At 40.2% G+C, this 16,666-nt stretch carries 11 protein-coding genes, 1 tRNA gene and 1 pseudogene; 11 read left to right on the top strand and 2 right to left on the bottom strand.

The annotated features are described in order from the left end of the window. Positions 1–569: 569 nt before the first annotated feature. The 9 genes from BLR60_RS19305 to BLR60_RS19265 all read left to right on the top strand — a co-directional run bounded on the left by BLR60_RS19305 (position 570) and on the right by BLR60_RS19265 (position 11,466). A tRNA-Met gene (locus BLR60_RS19305) sits at positions 570–646 on the top strand. Between the two features lie 709 nt (positions 647–1,355). Further along, positions 1,356–4,103: a PAS domain-containing protein gene (locus BLR60_RS19300; protein ID WP_090502826.1), complete on the top strand. Its 2,748-nt coding sequence runs from the start codon at positions 1,356–1,358 to the stop codon at positions 4,101–4,103. Between the two features lie 67 nt (positions 4,104–4,170). Beyond that, positions 4,171–4,530 (top strand): response regulator transcription factor, encoded by a 360-nt coding sequence (locus BLR60_RS19295; protein WP_090502824.1) that lies wholly within the window; start codon positions 4,171–4,173, stop codon positions 4,528–4,530. 666 nt (positions 4,531–5,196) lie between these two features. After that, positions 5,197–5,892 carry a PRC-barrel domain-containing protein gene (locus BLR60_RS19290; RefSeq protein ID WP_090502822.1) on the top strand — a complete coding sequence of 232 codons (696 nt, stop codon included), beginning with the start codon at positions 5,197–5,199 and terminating at the stop codon, positions 5,890–5,892. Between the two features lie 341 nt (positions 5,893–6,233). Next, positions 6,234–7,730: a L,D-transpeptidase family protein gene (locus tag BLR60_RS19285; RefSeq protein ID WP_167354787.1), complete on the top strand. Its 1,497-nt coding sequence runs from the start codon at positions 6,234–6,236 to the stop codon at positions 7,728–7,730. 585 nt (positions 7,731–8,315) lie between these two features. Further along, positions 8,316–8,666, top strand: a complete 351-nt coding sequence (locus tag BLR60_RS19280; protein ID WP_208600682.1) for a DUF421 domain-containing protein — start codon at positions 8,316–8,318, stop codon at positions 8,664–8,666. Between the two features lie 137 nt (positions 8,667–8,803). Further along, positions 8,804–9,748 carry a YihY/virulence factor BrkB family protein gene (locus BLR60_RS19275; RefSeq protein WP_090502818.1) on the top strand — a complete coding sequence of 315 codons (945 nt, stop codon included), beginning with the start codon at positions 8,804–8,806 and terminating at the stop codon, positions 9,746–9,748. 313 nt (positions 9,749–10,061) lie between these two features. Continuing rightward, entirely contained in the window at positions 10,062–10,976 is a 915-nt protein-coding gene (locus BLR60_RS19270) for a universal stress protein (RefSeq protein WP_090502815.1), read from the top strand. Further along, the gene (locus tag BLR60_RS19265; protein WP_167354786.1) at positions 10,948–11,466 is read left to right on the top strand and encodes a DUF2147 domain-containing protein; all 519 of its coding nucleotides are present in this window, start codon (positions 10,948–10,950) and stop codon (positions 11,464–11,466) included. Before BLR60_RS19270 ends, BLR60_RS19265 begins: the two co-directional genes overlap by 29 nt. Positions 11,467–11,982: 516 nt before the next feature. Here the strand turns inward: BLR60_RS19265 and BLR60_RS25480 are convergent. Continuing rightward, positions 11,983–12,180, bottom strand: a pseudogene (locus tag BLR60_RS25480) (PDZ domain-containing protein); the annotation flags it as partial. A gap of 163 nt (positions 12,181–12,343) precedes the next feature. On the opposite strand from BLR60_RS25480, the gene BLR60_RS19250 reads away from it, so the two are divergent. Both BLR60_RS19250 and BLR60_RS19245 read left to right on the top strand, forming a co-directional pair. Continuing rightward, positions 12,344–14,221 carry a mechanosensitive ion channel family protein gene (locus tag BLR60_RS19250; RefSeq protein WP_090502809.1) on the top strand — a complete coding sequence of 626 codons (1,878 nt, stop codon included), beginning with the start codon at positions 12,344–12,346 and terminating at the stop codon, positions 14,219–14,221. A 150-nt stretch (positions 14,222–14,371) separates the two neighbouring features. Then, a complete protein-coding gene (locus tag BLR60_RS19245) occupies positions 14,372–15,136 on the top strand; it encodes a hypothetical protein (RefSeq protein ID WP_090502807.1) in 765 nt (254 codons plus the stop codon). A gap of 81 nt (positions 15,137–15,217) precedes the next feature. On the opposite strand, the gene BLR60_RS25225 is transcribed toward BLR60_RS19245, so the two are convergent. Continuing rightward, positions 15,218–16,654: a TolC family protein gene (locus BLR60_RS25225; protein WP_090502805.1), complete on the bottom strand. Its 1,437-nt coding sequence runs from the start codon at positions 16,652–16,654 to the stop codon at positions 15,218–15,220. Positions 16,655–16,666 lie beyond the last annotated feature (12 nt).

Genomic DNA, 16,666 nt, shown 5'->3' with positions numbered 1-16,666 from the left:
AACATTGTAAACCCAATACAGTAAAAACAAATTCGATAGTAAACACAAATCAGTAATAAGACTTTTTACTGTAAACTTATTCCAGTATAGGACATTTACCTGTTCTGTACACCAAGTTAACCCCATGCTTACCCTTTGTTTACCTATTCTTTACCTTTTGCTTACCTATTCTTTACTCTGGCGTTACCTAATTCATTACCTAATAGGTAAAGGATTAGCGAATAAGTGGTACAGTTGGAGTTAACATGATCACTCCAAGGGGTCGTTAATACCCGAATCCATTTATAGGATCTGATGTACCCTATACCTGCAAATGCTAAGCGCAGAGAATAGTTTTAACCGACCACACCTCAAATCTATACATAGTCAGCCTTGTTTTGTATAAAATAGCGTTCGTAAAAGGATTGGTATAGCGCTGAAAACTTAAAAAAAGCAATCAATTTTATTGACTACCAACGCCTTAAACTATTTTTCACATTTCTTTTTAATAGAATGTATATTTATTCTATATTTGCAACTCTTAAAAATAACCACATCAGTATTTACATTTATCCGTAAATATGAAGCCCGGCGGGGTAGCTCAGATGGTTAGAGCGCAGGATTCATAACCCTGAGGTCGGCAGTTCGATCCTGCTCCCCGCTACCAAAGCAGAAAAAGCGGAATATTCGAGACATAATTCGGGTATTCCGCTTTTCTTTTTTCATCATAACTTGCTGAATATAAGTAATATAAAAAAACACAGAATTAATTTTCAAAGTTCGACATTTATCACTTTTCTTATCATAAAAAATGCCACTAGGGAACAGGAGTTGTTGAAGCTGTTGCTTGGTATGATAATCAGCGAAAAACCACTTCTTGGGCAATTCAATGCAGAATTTGAGTGCAATATTAGTTACTTTTTCAAGGCCCGACACTTGTTTAGATAGCAAGAGCAAATTCTTCTCTATTTCTTCCTTTTCATTATCATATTTCAATCTGTAACGCTTATATAATTCTCTTTCAATATCCTCTTCCACAAAACGTTCTTCGAGTCTAATAATTTTTGCCAGGATTTCTTTGTGCTGAACTGAAAGCTCTTGATAGGCATCCTTTTTCCCCATCGACATTTGATTGAATGTAGCTACCACCTGCTCGCTAAGCAAATGCAAAAGATCTTTAGCAACACTAATTTCAAAGTATTTTAAAATATATTTACAGTCCATAAATAAATTAACACAATGTATAAAACACTTGTAATGTGGCAAACAATCAATCTGAGCTTACAATTGCAGGACAGGAAAGAGCCAATTTTAGCTTGTTAACCGGACTTCTATTGATTAACTTTGAAGTTATTCAAAATTATAATAAATTTTAAATGCATAACCTCCTATCTGTTATAGGCAATCCCGCTTTGCTCGATATCCTAAATCAGTCTACCCAGGCTACAGCGATATACATTGGCCCCGAACTCATTATCCAAATGGCAAGCAGGGAAATGCTTGAGTTTTGGGGGAAAGATAATACTGTCATTGGAAAAAAGTTTGAAGATGCTTTGCCTGAGCTGGAAGGTCAGCCTTTCAAACAACTTCTTAAGGAGGTCTGGAAAACAGGCCAGCAGTATACAGGAAAAGATGTCAAGGCAACCCTGGAAATTAATGGTCAGCTGGTAAGTTCTTATTTTGATTTTGTCTATAAACCGGTTTTCGATTCTTCGGGAACACAACTTTGTATTATAAATACAGCTACTGATGTAACAGAACGTGTGAATGCCTGGAAATTGGTAAGGGAAAAAGAAGCACTTGAACAGCAGATTATTGAGCAATTACAGGCTGCAAACGAAGAGTATCAGGCTTCCAATGAGGAACTCAGCCAGGTTAACGAAGAGCTTGTTGCGACCCACAGGCGACTTGCTTTTACTGAGCACCGTATGCAGCAGTTGGTTAAATTCTCACCAATCGGTCTGGCACTTCTGAAAGGAAAGGATATGGTCATTGAGAGCGCTAATCCCGAAATGCTGAAGATATGGGGCCACTTGCAAGAAGAAGTAATTGGAAGGCCAATGCTGGAAGTTTTTCCGTTATTAAAAGGTCAAAAATTCAATGATGAACTGGATAATGTATTTCTATCTGCAAAAAAAGTTTCGCTCAGTGACGTTTTGGACTCTTCAAGAGAAATTGAAAATGCCCAACCCAAATATATCAATATTGACCTTATCCCCATGCTCGACCCTGCGGGTAAGGTTGATGCGATAATGTGTACCGTTCAGGATACAACCGAGCAGGTTTTAGCCAAAAATGCTTTAAAGGAGAGCGAGCACAAACTTCAGGGATATATCGAGGAACTGGCAGTTATGAATGAAGAACTTCAGAGCACCAACGAAGAGCTCGCCGCAATGAATGAAGAGTATACTGCAACCAATGAAAAGCTTGAAGAGTACAATAGAGCCATCAAGACCATCAATTCGAATCTTGAAGACCAAAACGCGAAACTGTATAATTCAAATGGGGAACTGCATATCGAAAATCATAATTTAAGCGCTATAAATCAAGGACTCACCCATGATAACGGTGAGCTTCTTGCCCTCAATCTTGCGATAAATTCTCTCAATAACCAATTCAAAGATAGCGAGCTGGGATTCAGAAACCTTGTAGCGCAGTCACCTGTTGCCATAATGCTGGTCAAGGGCAATGATTTTATTGTTACAATGATTAATGCAGCCATGTTGGAGCTCATCGGAAAAGATGATACTATTATTGGCAAACCCTTGTTCGAGGAGATCCCGGAACTATTGGGCCAGCCGGCCGCTGAAAAACTAATGGCTACCTACAGAGATGGCATTGCCCGAGCCGAATCAGCAAGCCCAGTCAACTTTTTAAGAAATGGAAATCTAAATGAGGGCTATTTTAATTTTAGTTATGCGCCATATGTAGAAAATGGTAAAGTGACTGGTGTAATCAATATGGCTTTAGAAGTATCAGACCAGATATATGCAATCAGGGATCGGGATAAAACCATCTCTGAAAAAACAGTATTGGAGGATACGCTGAAACAAAATGAACAGCGGCTGCAGGGTATACTCGAGACGATGGCTGAAGGGGTCGGGATCATTGATACAAACGGACAGCTTATATATGCCAACCCAATGGCACAACAAATACTGGGGTTAACCTTGAGCGAAATTGAAGAGCGTACATATGATGACCCCCGCTGGCAAAATCTCCGTCTGGACGGAACTCCTCTTCCCGATGAGGAGCATCCCATGTCAATTATGATGTCGACCGGCCGTCAGGTTTTCGATGTGGAGATTGGCGTACAGCCCCCAAACGGGAATCGGATTTATATATCCATCAATGCTGCTCCGATTTTTGATGACCAGGGTAACCTGACTGGTGGTATCGGAACTTTTATGGATGTCACTTCGAGAAGGCTTATTACACAGGGCAAAGAGGATTTTATCAACATCGCCAGCCACGAGCTTAAAACCCCGGTAACATCCCTGAAAGCCTCTCTACAATTACTGGAAAGGGCACATACAAAATTACCGGATGAATCAAGGCAGAAACTGATAGATCAATCCATCCGAAGTCTGGACAACCTTTCAAGATTATTAAACGATCTATTGGATTCCACCAGGATGGAACAGGGGCATCTTAAGATTGACCGGACAACTTTTTCGTTATATGAGCTTGTTGAAAACTGCTGTTCACAGCTCAGACAAACCACTACAAAACAGATTGTGTTTGAAGCGGAAAAAAAATTAAAACTTTTTGCTGATAATCAGCAAATTGGCCAGGTGCTTATTAATTTCATAACGAATGCCATTAAATATGCTCCCGATACTGATAAAATTATCATAACCGCCATTCAAAATGGAGACAGCGATGTCAAGGTTTGTGTAAAGGATTTTGGACCCGGAATTCCACAGGAAAAGTTAAAGCACCTTTTCGACCGTTACTACAGGGCCGATTATGAAGGTAAAAAATTTACCGGTCTTGGTCTGGGATTATATATAAGTTCGGAAATTATAAAAAATCATGGTGGAAAAATTGGTGTTGATAGCGAAATTGACAAGGGAAGTACGTTCTGGTTTAGCCTTCCCACACAGGATCAGCCAGTTCTTTAAACAGGAAAGAATATAGGATTTTTAAAACATATACGCCCTGGTTGTGTTCTGTATTTATTAAAATAGAATGAGAAAAATATTTCTGTTAGAAGACGATCAGGGGATTAGGGAAGTGCTGGAAATGCTTCTAACATCAGAAAATTACGTGGTTGAATGTTTTGCAAGCATTAAGGAATTTAAAAACAGGGATATTACCATTATACCTGATTTATACTTATTTGATGTCATGTTGCCTGATGGATCGGGAATAGATTTATGTCGGGAAATAAAAAATGAAGATCGCTATGATAATGTACCCGTAATCATTATGAGTGCACATGCAAACATCCGTGACCTTAAAGGAATCTGCGAACCCGAAAATTTCATCAGTAAACCATTTGATATAAATGAATTGCTTGAAAGGCTAAAATCTGCAATGTTAGCTTAGCAGGTCTTATCTAAGATCCCGAACCTTTTAACAAACTGAGGACTGGTGAAAATATATTGGCCAGAATATTCCACTGAAAGATTTTATAGATCCAACTAGCGTAGACAGGTTAAAGATCTATTGCTGCAGTGAACTATTAAGAAATAACTGACCGATATAATTTTGAAGTTATGGGAATTAAGTTTGAAAATTGTGGTAAGCCTTTTGAAGTTTTGTTAAACACTTCATTACAAAAGACTTGGGAAATGAATATTTATTGAAGTGGCCAAGAGTTCGAAACATTATATTTGTATCAAAAAAACGAACGTATCTTAAACATTTTGATTAAAGTAATCTGTCCTGAAATCAAAATCATATGTTATTAAGGATGGCATCACAAGTTTGAGTTTACACCACTGACCAGGCTTCAGTTATCAGCAATTGCGATTATTGCGATTTTGCATTATACACTGCATAAACCAATTCATTTGAAGCCTATCCGCCAATTCTCTAAAATGCAGACAAGCAAAACTTTACAGCAAATTCATTTCTGGTGATCAGGGGTCAATATACCCTGGTTTACACTATATAGGAAATGAAAACGACGTTTTGCCATTTTATCTATTCAACTCCAAAAGGGCAAACATAAACATAAGGGGAATGTTGTACTAATATTAATTAAGAATTATGCAAACATACGCTACTACACTTCTGGAAATTTCACTTGAGGCGTCTGATGGACTGATAGGAAAAGTAAAAGATATCTATTTTGATGATGACACCTGGGAGGTTCGCTATCTTATTGTTGAAACAGGAAACTGGCTTTTTCAACGTCGGGTACTGATTGCACCTTGTGCCTTACAGGAAACAACAGATATCTCTGCGAATATCTTACCAGTTAATTTGACAAGAATGCAAATCAAGGAAAGTCCGAATATTGATAGCGATATGCCTGTATCCAGACAACAGGAATTAAGCCTGTTTAACCATTACTCATGGCCCGGATATGGAGGAATTATCGTTTCGGATCATTCAAGATACATTGGCAATCAAAATTTGAAAAATAACAACAATTATGACCTCAACCTGCGTAGTTTTAAGCATATTTCCGATTATGAGGTACACAATTCGAATGGTATGGTCGGCCGGACCAAAGATTTAATGATTGATTTAAGTAGCTGGAAGATAGAATATTTGCTGTTTGACGATGTATTTACCTCCGATCAAGAAATGGTTGTACTTGATAAAAATAAGATTAATTCCATTTCATGGGACGATAATTGTATCAAAATTTCTCTTAACGACGATGAGCTACGTTCAGCACCAATAATCAATGCGAAAGATTTCTTTTCCGACAAAATTGACTACCCGCCATTTACGTAAGGGTAAGTGTTAATTGAACCAATGCGAGCCGGCAAACTGCTTAATCCAATAAAATTAAGCGCTAAACATTATTGATTCAAAAAAGTGAATTACAGAACCGGAGGTCATTAATTAGTCTGCCGGTTGTGAGACTACAACTTACCATCATTAGGATGGATATTTAAGAATTAAACAGAAAATACTAACCAAGGGTAGCGGATACCAATGTAGATTCCTACCTGGCAGTATTGTTGTGAAGTGAAATTATGAGAAATGTAATCAGGTCCCTTTTCACCCTTTTCCTTTTATGCATACTATGCCAGCCTGTAAAAGCAGGTGCGTTATCTTATCTAAATCAGGATTTGAAAGATACTATCTTGGTTACCGGCTTTCACACAGACAGTACTAGCATAGAGAATTTTATCCTTTATCAACGGTTTACCCCCACGGCGTCTAACCAGATCAGGCAATTCTATAAAAGTAGGGATTACCAGCATGCATGGGTGACAGAAGAGGGCCTTTCAGAACATGCCCAGATATTTTTGAATCTATATGATAACTATCAGTTCTACTCCGCGGATTCGACACTTAGAAATCCAAAACTGAACGCCCAGATTGAACTTCTGCAAAGCGAAGGGATAAAACTGGACTCCGTTAAAAGCTATGGTGAGCTTGAGCTACAGTTAACTGATTTTTTTATGCGTTTTATAAAGCGCGCTTATTCCGGAAAAGTAAATCCTGAAAATTTTCAATGGCATATCCCTCGAAAGAAAATTAAAATGGCGGAAATAATGAATACATTGGTTTCTGCTAATGACCTTACTGTTAACTCCTGGTTACCAATCAGCAAGGAGTATCTCGCAATGAGCGCTCAGGTAATACGCTTAAAATCCCTACATCAGGAAAACTGGATTGAAATTACTTTGATGAAAGGAGAAGTATTGAGACAAGGTGATACTTCACAAATTATTAAAACCATTAAAAACAGATTGATTAGGCTTGGCGACCTGACGACCACAGATACAACCTCATTGTATGACGAGAATTTGGTAAGTGCCGTAGAAAGTTTTCAAGCGAGGCACGGCTTAACTGTAGATGCTGTTATTGGCCCCAAAACTATAGAAACCTTAAACATTCCTATTAAGGAAAAACTTAAACAAATGCTGATCAATATGGAAAGAATGCGGTGGATGCCACAACACGATGAATCTAAAAGGGTTGAAGTCAACATACCATCGTTCCGGATGCATGTTTACCAGGGTAATGAAGATGTTTTGAGTATGGATGTAGTAGTTGGAAAAGCAGCTACGCGAACAATTATCTTTTCAGATCAGATCAAGCACGTGGTGTTCAGCCCCTATTGGAATCTCCCCATGAGTATTGTCAAAAACGAAGTAGTGCCCGGATTAGAACGAAATAAAAATTATATCGCTGATCATAACATGGAAATCCGGGGCGAACAGAATGGTTTACCCATAGTAAGGCAGAAGCCCGGACCGGCAAATGCGCTTGGAAGAGTTAAATTTATTTTTCCAAACAAATACAGCATCTATCTACATGACACCCCATCAAGGCAATTATTTAAACGGACAACCAGGGCATTTAGTCATGGCTGCATTAGGGTAGAAGATCCATTTGCACTTGCTTCAAACCTGTTATCACCCCAGAAAGAATGGACTTCCAGCAAAATAAACGAAGCAATGCATGAAAACTCAGAAAAATGGGTCAATTTGGATAGTCCAGTACCTGTATACATCACCTATTTTACTTCGTGGGTAGACTCATCAGGTAAACTGAATTTCAGGAAAGATATTTATGGCCACGACAGACGACTTGCGGAACATCTTTTTACGCCATAATGGATATTATCAAAACTGCTGATCTATACCACCCGAATAAAAACAGTAAGGACGCCGATTAATATATGATAAATACTGCTCGATCAAATTTGATGAACACCATCTCCGAACCGGTATTTAAAGAAGAGAACTGTATTTGAAACTTATTCTATTATCAAGACCTAATCTATCAGATAAGCAAAAATTGTTTTGCACTGTAAGTCTAATGATTTCTTTGGATTTGCGATAGAAATTGCAAATGTGTTTTGGCAACATCGCAAGTTAATATATTAGCTGTTCTGTTTAAATCTTCTTATGCTAACCGCTCAATATCGTCAAACTTGCCCGCTGAAAACTATGCGATCTAACAATTACCGGCTTTCTATGTTTTTTAGTCATACACTTTTTTTACACCCTAAATAATACAGATATGGAAAAATTGTTTTTTGATAACTGGGATAGCATTTTCAGAACCTTGACAATTGGCATACTAACCTACCTTTCACTAATTCTCATGCTCAGAATTTCAGGCAAGAGGACGCTCTCACAAATGAGGAGTTTGATTTTATTGTTACTGTTGCTTTAGGATCTACATTAGCTACAGTCTTGCTTAGCAAGGATGTTACGCTTTCATCAGGTGTTACCGCACTTGCCTTACTCATCTTATTGCAGTACATTTTGGCTGCAAGCTCAGTAAGATCAAAGAGATTCTCAAGAATAATCAGCTCCGACCCAACACTCCTATTTTTTAAAGGAGATTTTTTGCATGCAGCATTGATGAAAGAGCGTGTTACGGAAGCTGAGGTGCGCTCAGTTTTGAGAAGTCAGAATGTTTATGCTCTTGATGATGTTTATGCGGTCGTGATGGAATCAAATGGACAGTTTAGCGTTGTAAAGAAAGGCTCGCTGACCGATCCAAATTCTCCTTTATTCAATGTTAAAAAATTGCCAGTTTAGGTATGACGATTTAAGCTGGTATATTATTTATGATACGGGAGAGCCTAAAGATATCAAACGATAAACTTTTAATATTAGAGAAATCCTCCAATCAGACGAGGGAACTAATAACTAAAATTATAGCATAATAAAATAATATGGACAAAATAACGGCTAAAAATATATGGGGCTTGCTTAGGCAGATTGGCACTGATGTAATTGCTCAGAAAGTGCTTAAGGTTAGCGCTTCCCTGGCTTTTTATACAATTTTCTCCATCGGGCCGATGTTGATGGTTATTATATTTCTTTCTTCATTCTTCTTAAAAGAACAAGCGGTAGAGGGCATCATCTACGAGCAAATAAAATCACTGGTTGGTAATAAAGCGGCCCTTCAAATTCAGGAGATCATCAAAAATGCCTCAATTACAGGTGATAATATGGTGGCTGCAACCACAGGCTTTATCGCTCTTATTATAGGTGCAACAACAGTCTTCGCGGAGATACAGGATACTATCAACTCGATATGGAATTTGGAGGTAAGAGTTAAAAGGGGGTGGCTAAATTTCCTTAAAAACCGCCTGCTTTCTTTTTCTTTGGTGGTCAGTCTGGCTTTTCTGCTGCTGGTATCTTTAATAGTGAATGGAGTAATAGAAGGATTTATGAACAAGCTGCAGGAGCTTTTTCCTAATGTAGGGATTATTTTGATTTACATTGTCAACTTGGTTATCACACTTTTTATTACTTCAAGCCTATTTGCTATAATTTTTAAAGTGCTTCCCGATGCTTTGATTCGGTGGAGAGATGTTGCAGTAGGAGCAATCTTAACTGCATTACTTTTTATGACAGGTAAATTTGGCATTAGCTTTTACATTTCCAAAAGCCATCCAGGCAGCGCATATGGTACCGCTGGCTCCATTATAATTTTAATGCTGTGGATCTACTTTTCCGCCATTATATTATATATTGGAGCAGTATTCACAAAATGCTATGCTACGAAATTTGGCAAAAAAATAAAACCTAAGAACTATGCAGTTGTCGTTCATAGCACTATAAAAGAAGATCCGGAACAAAATCTGAGCGCAAATAAGCCTTCAAGCCTCTAGTTATCATGATCATTTTTCGAACGAAGCTTATAAAAGCCTTGTTGAATCTTTTGCGTAAATCTGGTCGTTGAGCTGCCTTAACCAGCGGTTTGTGCAACAAATGTGTAATGAGTAGCGATAACCTGAGATAAGATTATGCAGAATCGCATCTTTCAGAAAAACTTGCCGATCTCACTAAACCAATATGCTTAATTAACTAATCGAAGTTTGAGTTGTTTGTTGGAATTAAGTTTTTTTTTTCGTATATTAATCGTACTTCCAAGTGTAAGTTCTTCTGCACTTCATTAATTTTTTATCATCAAAACCAACTTTTATGAAAAGGAACATTAAAAACATATTAATACCTATTGACCTATCCGACGCGAAAATTAATGCATTGAATACCGCTATTCAAATGGCAAAACGGCATAAATCTAATCTACATTTGCTTCATATTAAGGATATCGGAACACATTATCCCGGAATGGGGCAAGTGGCAAAGGTGACAACAATGATGGATGAGGTTTGGGAGAAAGACAAAGTATTTCTCGAAAAACTTGCTACATCCATTATGAAAAGCCATAATCTCAACTGTAGCCTTCATAGTGTTGCAGGTAATCGCCCTGCTGTGATTGTAAAACACTCGGCGCTCTTACAAGCGGATATTACTGTGCTTGGCATTGACCCAAATATAAGCGAGCAGACTTATCTGAACGACAGTCTGCCATATAAGGTTCTACAGGAAACCGCCGGTCACTTGCTTACTGTTCCTGCCGGTAAAAGTGTGAGCCGGTTCAAGAAGATCATCCTGCTGGCATTTAGCCAGGAAAACCCTATAAATAAACTTCGGATTTCGAAAAGTATAATTGACAAAAATGATGCAGAAGTAGCAATGATTGCCCTTTTCAATAAGAAAGACAATAATCTATTGAACTCCATTCGTGAGTTTTCTGGAAAGCTAAAGTCCAGGTTGAGGATGATTGAAAGCGCATTAAGCCAACAGTCTATAGATACCTTAAATGGCACTAAAGATCTTATCACCCTTTCAAAAAAAGAGGACGCACAGTTGATCATCGTGGAGGCAGACATAAAGAGAACTCTTAAGGAATTCTTTTTTGGGAATTTTACCCAGAAGATGATTCGGAATACAGAAGTTCCGGTACTATTTGTAAAAGATTTGACTGTTAAGGCAGAAAATACCAACCCTCTAAATGTGCATTATGAAAATAAAATGCAATTTGGCTTTTAAAACTGAAAATATCAGCAGAATGTCTCGTTCCCAAAAGTCTTTTTGTATTCTACTTACTATTTTATTTTCCTTCACATTTTTTCAGCAGGGTGTATTAGCCCAGAATGCTACGGGGAGCCAACGTATTTGTGGTTTATGGGAAAACACGGATAAAAGTTTGCGGATTCATATTTTTATGCAAAAGCAAGAGTTTAAGGCGAAGGTAGTTTGGTTCAGTGACACAGAAGGGAAGCCGATGTCTTACTGGAAAGACAAGCGTAATCCTGATCCAAAATTGCGCAACCGGTCGATTCTGGGAATGAGTATTTTGAGTAATTTAACCTATAATAAAAAAAATAGGACTTGGGAGAATGGCAAAGTATATGATTCCAAACATGGGCGGGAATGGAATGCGGCAGCATCCATAGACAAGAATGATTTATTAAAAGTGAGAGGTTACTGGCATTTCAAATGGATTGGAAAAACAATGGTTTTTCACCGTTTAAGATAAAAACCCTTATTAATCAGATTTGCATCTCCTCTGGGGTATCCCATAACTCTGACCTGAAACTCCATAAGCTTGAGTCCGTTTTAAACCTTGCTTAGAATAGCATGCAAGATAGTGAATGACCCTCATTTTAAGTCACATGCGGCCATCTCCTGGTGCTGAATTTTGTTTAACATAGCATTTGTGTTATGCCCCATAGAAAGGTTAAAGACAATCCTTGACCCCTCTGGGCTTAGGCATTCGAAACGTGCAATTCCATTACTTGCCGAATTTAAAGCTGCTATCATGTCGCCAACGCTGTTGATTTGGCCACCATTTATACTTAAAATGAGAGTTCCTCGCGGAATACCGATCTGAGCGAACAAGTCTTTTGGATCTACTGCGGAGACGACTAGTCCCGAATTCATCCTGTAAAATTGTTTAACCTGGCTGTTCAACGGGGTAAATAAGCGCTTAGCTTTTTTGAAATTGCTTCGGCATCAAGGTTATCTGCTATTTTTTGCTCTGCTTCCTGGCCTTTTAAGGTGAATTACCGCCCAAGACATTCTTCCCTCTTTTATACTCCAGTTTGGTCACATCACCTGGCTGGTGCCTGGCTATCCTTTCGGACCATTCGACTGAAGAAGTGATTTTATTGTCATCGATTGACTGAATAATATCGCCCTTCTTTAGTCCACCTGACTCGGCCGCACTGCCACTTTGAACTCCGGTAATGTAAGCGCCAGAGTTCCCGCAAGAGAGGGAGCAAAAATATTTCCGGCTCGATCGGGGATTTCGGCAACGTTAGCAAAAATGATTTAAATGCCTTCTGGGTAACAAAAACACCACCTTTTTAACTTAAAAGGCTTTATTTTATTACATTGTAATATCAAAAAAGAATATGGTCAAAATTTTTACCCTTTCGATAGGCTTACTCATCTCAGCCCAGCTGAACATACCTCTGCAAGACAGTATTGGTAAAAAACTTGACAGCTTAAATACCAAAAAACTCAACAGCGAACTAGATAAGGTTAGTCAACTATCTGCCGAGCGGCTCTCCGATTCGCTTAAGCGTGCAGAACTGGAACGCCGGGTGAGCACTTTGGGCGATAAAGACCGAATAGAGAAAAATGCGTTGATGGAAGAACTCTCTTTACTGCGTAAAAAGGATTCCGTGCATCTTTCGCGTCAGATTGCCCAGATAGACTCCCTGCGGAGGATCATTAAAGCCACCCCTGTGCTTCTTTCCACCGATACGCTGTTTAACATTTACGCACGCCTGGGAAGTTTTAGCGCTGCAGAACGTGCGAAAGCTATTTCAGAAAGGCTTGAGCGCATTGGCGACCTCGCAGGCTTCTCGGTCGATTCACTTCGGCTTAGTGATGCCGAACAGTCAACAGACCTGGTTTATGGAGGAACACTTATCCTTTCGGTTACCGATCAGGATGCCTTATGGGCAAGAAAAGATCGTAATGCCTATGCAAAAGAAATCAGTCAAAAAATAGCGGTATCTCTAAAAAAGTATCGCTCAGACAATAGCTGGCAGGTACTGTTGAGAGAAATACTGCTGACCTTTCTTGTGATTGGAGTCGTTATAGGCCTTATCTACCTCATCAATAAACTTTTTGCCATGATCTCCAGACGGTTTCTTTCTTCTGAAAGCCGCCTGGGAAAAGGGATAAAGATAAAAAACTATGAGCTCCTGGATCCTTCAAGGCAGCTTGGGGCTTTAAAGGTTCTGATAAAGGTTATCCGCTATCTTGTTATCCTGGTGGTGGTCTATCTGGCTTTTCCGGTACTGTTTGGAATTTTCCCTTTTACCAGAGACCTTTCAGAAAACCTGTTGAACTATGTTTTAAGACCACTAAAAAAAATTGGCAATTCCGTTTGGGACTATGTGCCAAACCTGATAACCATACTGGTTCTGTTAGTAGTCTTTCGATATGTGATCAAATTTGTGCGTTTTTTAAAAACAGAGATTGAAAGAGGCAAACTGGCCATCCCCGGTTTTTATAAGGACTGGGCCAACCCTACTTATCAAATCGTGCGCGTACTGATACTGGCTTTTATGCTCATTGTTATCTTTCCATACCTCCCCGGGTCTGATTCGGGCGTATTCAAAGGCGTATCGGTGTTCATCGGTGTATTGTTTACCTTCGGTTCTGCGGGTGCACTTGGCAATGTGGTTGCAGGACTGGTGCTTACTTATATGCGGGCCTTTAAGATTGGCGATCGGGTTAAGATCGGCGAGGTAACAGGTGATATTATAGAAAAAACACTTCTGGTTACCCGCGTGAGGACTATACAGAATGAAGTGGTCTCGATCCCGAATTCAGCTGTGATGAATAACCACACGGTTAATTACAGCATCGAAGCAGCGGAAAAAGGTCTGATCGTAAATACTACAGTCACCATCGGATATGACGTGCCCTGGAGAACAGTTCACCGTCTGCTGATCGAGGCCGCCCAGGCCACTGAGCTCATTGAGGCCGAGCCAGCACCCTATGTTTTGCAGACCAGCCTGGATGATTATTACGTAAGTTACCGCCTGAATGCCCATACCCATTCACCAAACCGTCAGGCAGTAATCTATTCTGCGCTTCATGCCAATATCCAGGATGAATTTAACCGTGCAGGCGTAGAAATTATGTCTCCTCATTACAAGGCACTGCGGGACGGTAACGCAATTACCATCCCAAAGGAATACCTTCCCGGCGATTATCTCGCGCCACGGTTCCGTACTGAAAGGGAAGAGAGCAAAAACGGAACAAAAAATTAAGCGTTATAAGCGCGTTAAAATCACAAATCAAAAGCATATGCAATATCTCAGATGAACACCCAGGAAATTATAGCCATCACCATAGCAAAATGGCATAAGTGAGGACATTAAGCTATTCATATACAATTTGAACCTGCCAAATATAATGTGATGGCGTATGGGAGAGAAGTACTTAGAATGAAGGATATTCACCGAAGTCTGGCCGAGGCTACAGCAATCATTGAGCGACTTGAATTAAAGGTCAGTATCAGCCATGATGCCGGAATGCTTTCCTATGGGCTTTCGAGGTTCGTTACAACTAAACATCTGCGTAAAAAATTCCTAAAACTTATAGATAAAATGTACAGTCCTTTCAGAAGATATCTAAAGGTCCGGAATTTAATCAAGGCTACCTTGTTACTAACGTTGATCAGTTCGAAGTTAAATGTCTCGGGCCAGGAAATGGGCGCAAAAACCAAAATCTCCATGGGTGCGGCTTTAGCTTTTCCGACAGGGAAATCAGCAGAAACATACCGACGGGGCTACGGTGGCTCTTTAGTTGGCGAGTACAACCTCAAAGGAAATTTCAATGCTGTGGGTTTCTTGGGCTATATGCATTTTCAGTACCGGAAAGATGTGCGGGCACGTCTGGAAAACTATGGCGAGGATACCCACATCAGTGGGGTTATACCGCTAAAGGTCGGTTTGAGGTACTATTTTGGAGGAATCTATTATGCTGAGGTTTTAGGTGGATCAGCTTTCACGCTTGGCGAAAATTCTTACCAGGCCTTCACCTATTCCCCTGCTCTGGGCGCCTGCATACCGATAAATGATCGCTTTAGCGCCGACCTGGGTCTGCGTTATGAAAGCTGGATTAGAAAAGGGGAATCCACATCGTTCTATGGTGCGAGAGTAGGGCTTGCAATGGTTTTGTAGGTGTTTAAAGTTCGGAAGAAACCCCGAGACCCCATCAAAGAAATCCCGGGGCAATATATTTTGTTTGAGAGCGAATAGTTTTTATCCTCCCAGCGCTCTGAAAAGGTTGATCAGTGAAGAGTAGGATTTCTGCTTTAGATTAACCTGTTGCATTTCTGCATCAAGCACGCTGCGCTGCGCAACAATGACCTCCAGATAACTGGCATATCCGGAAAGATACAAGTCGTTGGCAGTTGAAACTGCTTTCTTTAGTTCCTCTACCTCATTTGATTTAAAAAGATATGCCTGTTTATAGTTTTCAATGGCCGAAAGCTGGACAGAGACTTCCTGGTAGGCTTTGATGATCCGCCCCTGGTAGTTGTAAAAGGCAGAAAGCTGTGCGGAGTTTGCCACCAGGCTACTGTTTTTGAGCGCTGCCCTATTGAGCAAAGGTGCGCTCAGTCCGCCGAGTAATCCTGCAGCCATTGAAGCAGGCGAGAAAAGTAGCGGAAGCTTGAAGGAGTTATAGCCAGCATAGGCATCAAGGGTCAGCGAAGGCAGAAATGCCTTTCTTGCGGCATTCACATCTGCCTTCGAGGCAGCGAGTTGCAGTTCCGCTTCTCTTACGTCCGGCCTGGCAAGAATCACTTTTGCAGGAATCCCGGCATAAATTTCCCTGGGCAAAACTTGGGTTATTGCACTGGTGTCACGTCCCAGGTTCCCCTTGTATCTGCCCATAAGCAGGTTGAGTTCGTTCTCGATCCTGTTGATTGCCTGTCGAATTTCAAACTGCCTGCCTTGTGTGGCCATGCGCTGGGCCTTAAATTGGCTAACCGCCAGCGCGGTTGCCCGGCCTCCGGCCATCTGGGCTTCCACAATTTCCAGACCCTTATTTTGCAGGAGTATGTTTCGCTGGAGAATTTCCAGGCGTTTATCAAGAGCAGTTAGTTCATAGTAAAGTTCCGCAACCTGACTAATGATTTGTGTTTTATACCACTGCAAACCTGCCTGGCTGGAAAGGTAGCGATTATATGCGGCCCTTTTCTTCTCAGATAGCTTTCCCCAGATGTCAATTTCCCATGAACTCCTGAAACCCGCAAAATAATCCGGCGTCGGGCTGGGGATCCGCTGCTTGTCATTCAGGTTATCCGAAAAATTGGTATCGTAATTCCCTACCCCATTCATTGTATAGTCTCCATAGTGATCGAGCCCTGCAGATATGCCAGCACTAAGTGTGGGATAGAGCTTTGAGCGGCTAAGGCGGAGATTCAGCCCTGCAACCAACACCCGCTGTACTCCAGATTGTATGCTAAGGTTGTTTTTAAGTGCGGTATCGATAAGCTCCTTAAGGTCGGGCTGGGTAAAGACGGCCTTCCAGCTCAAAGCCTCAGCAGGCGCAGAAGAAAGCCGGCTAAAGGAATCAGGAAGCTTTTTGAGTTCAGGAAGATTTGCCTGCCTAACTGAGCTACAGGAAGATATGAAAGCTATCAGGCAGGATATAATAATAAATGGAGTAATTATTTTAATATTTAATTTCATTTTAATTTGTGT

This window comes from Pedobacter terrae (genome assembly GCF_900100705.1).
In the GTDB taxonomy this organism is placed as follows: Bacteria; Bacteroidota; Bacteroidia; order Sphingobacteriales; family Sphingobacteriaceae; genus Pedobacter; species Pedobacter terrae.
Note: the sequence above shows the minus strand (reverse complement) of the source record. Positions and strands in the feature narration are given on the sequence as shown.

What these genes read in the sequence shown, in the direction of transcription:
- BLR60_RS19300 (WP_090502826.1), top strand. Translation starts at nt 1,356, where the DNA reads ATGCATAACCTCCTATCTGTTATAGGCAATCCCGCTTTGCTCGATATC.
- BLR60_RS19295 (WP_090502824.1), top strand. Translation starts at nt 4,171, where the DNA reads ATGAGAAAAATATTTCTGTTAGAAGACGATCAGGGGATTAGGGAAGTG.
- BLR60_RS19290 (WP_090502822.1), top strand. Translation starts at nt 5,197, where the DNA reads ATGCAAACATACGCTACTACACTTCTGGAAATTTCACTTGAGGCGTCT.
- BLR60_RS19275 (WP_090502818.1), top strand. Translation starts at nt 8,804, where the DNA reads ATGGACAAAATAACGGCTAAAAATATATGGGGCTTGCTTAGGCAGATT.
- BLR60_RS19270 (WP_090502815.1), top strand. Translation starts at nt 10,062, where the DNA reads ATGAAAAGGAACATTAAAAACATATTAATACCTATTGACCTATCCGAC.
- BLR60_RS19265 (WP_167354786.1), top strand. Translation starts at nt 10,948, where the DNA reads ATGAAAATAAAATGCAATTTGGCTTTTAAAACTGAAAATATCAGCAGA.
- BLR60_RS19250 (WP_090502809.1), top strand. Translation starts at nt 12,344, where the DNA reads ATGGTCAAAATTTTTACCCTTTCGATAGGCTTACTCATCTCAGCCCAG.
- BLR60_RS19245 (WP_090502807.1), top strand. Translation starts at nt 14,372, where the DNA reads ATGGCGTATGGGAGAGAAGTACTTAGAATGAAGGATATTCACCGAAGT.
- BLR60_RS25225 (WP_090502805.1), bottom strand. Translation starts at nt 16,654, where the DNA reads ATGAAATTAAATATTAAAATAATTACTCCATTTATTATTATATCCTGC.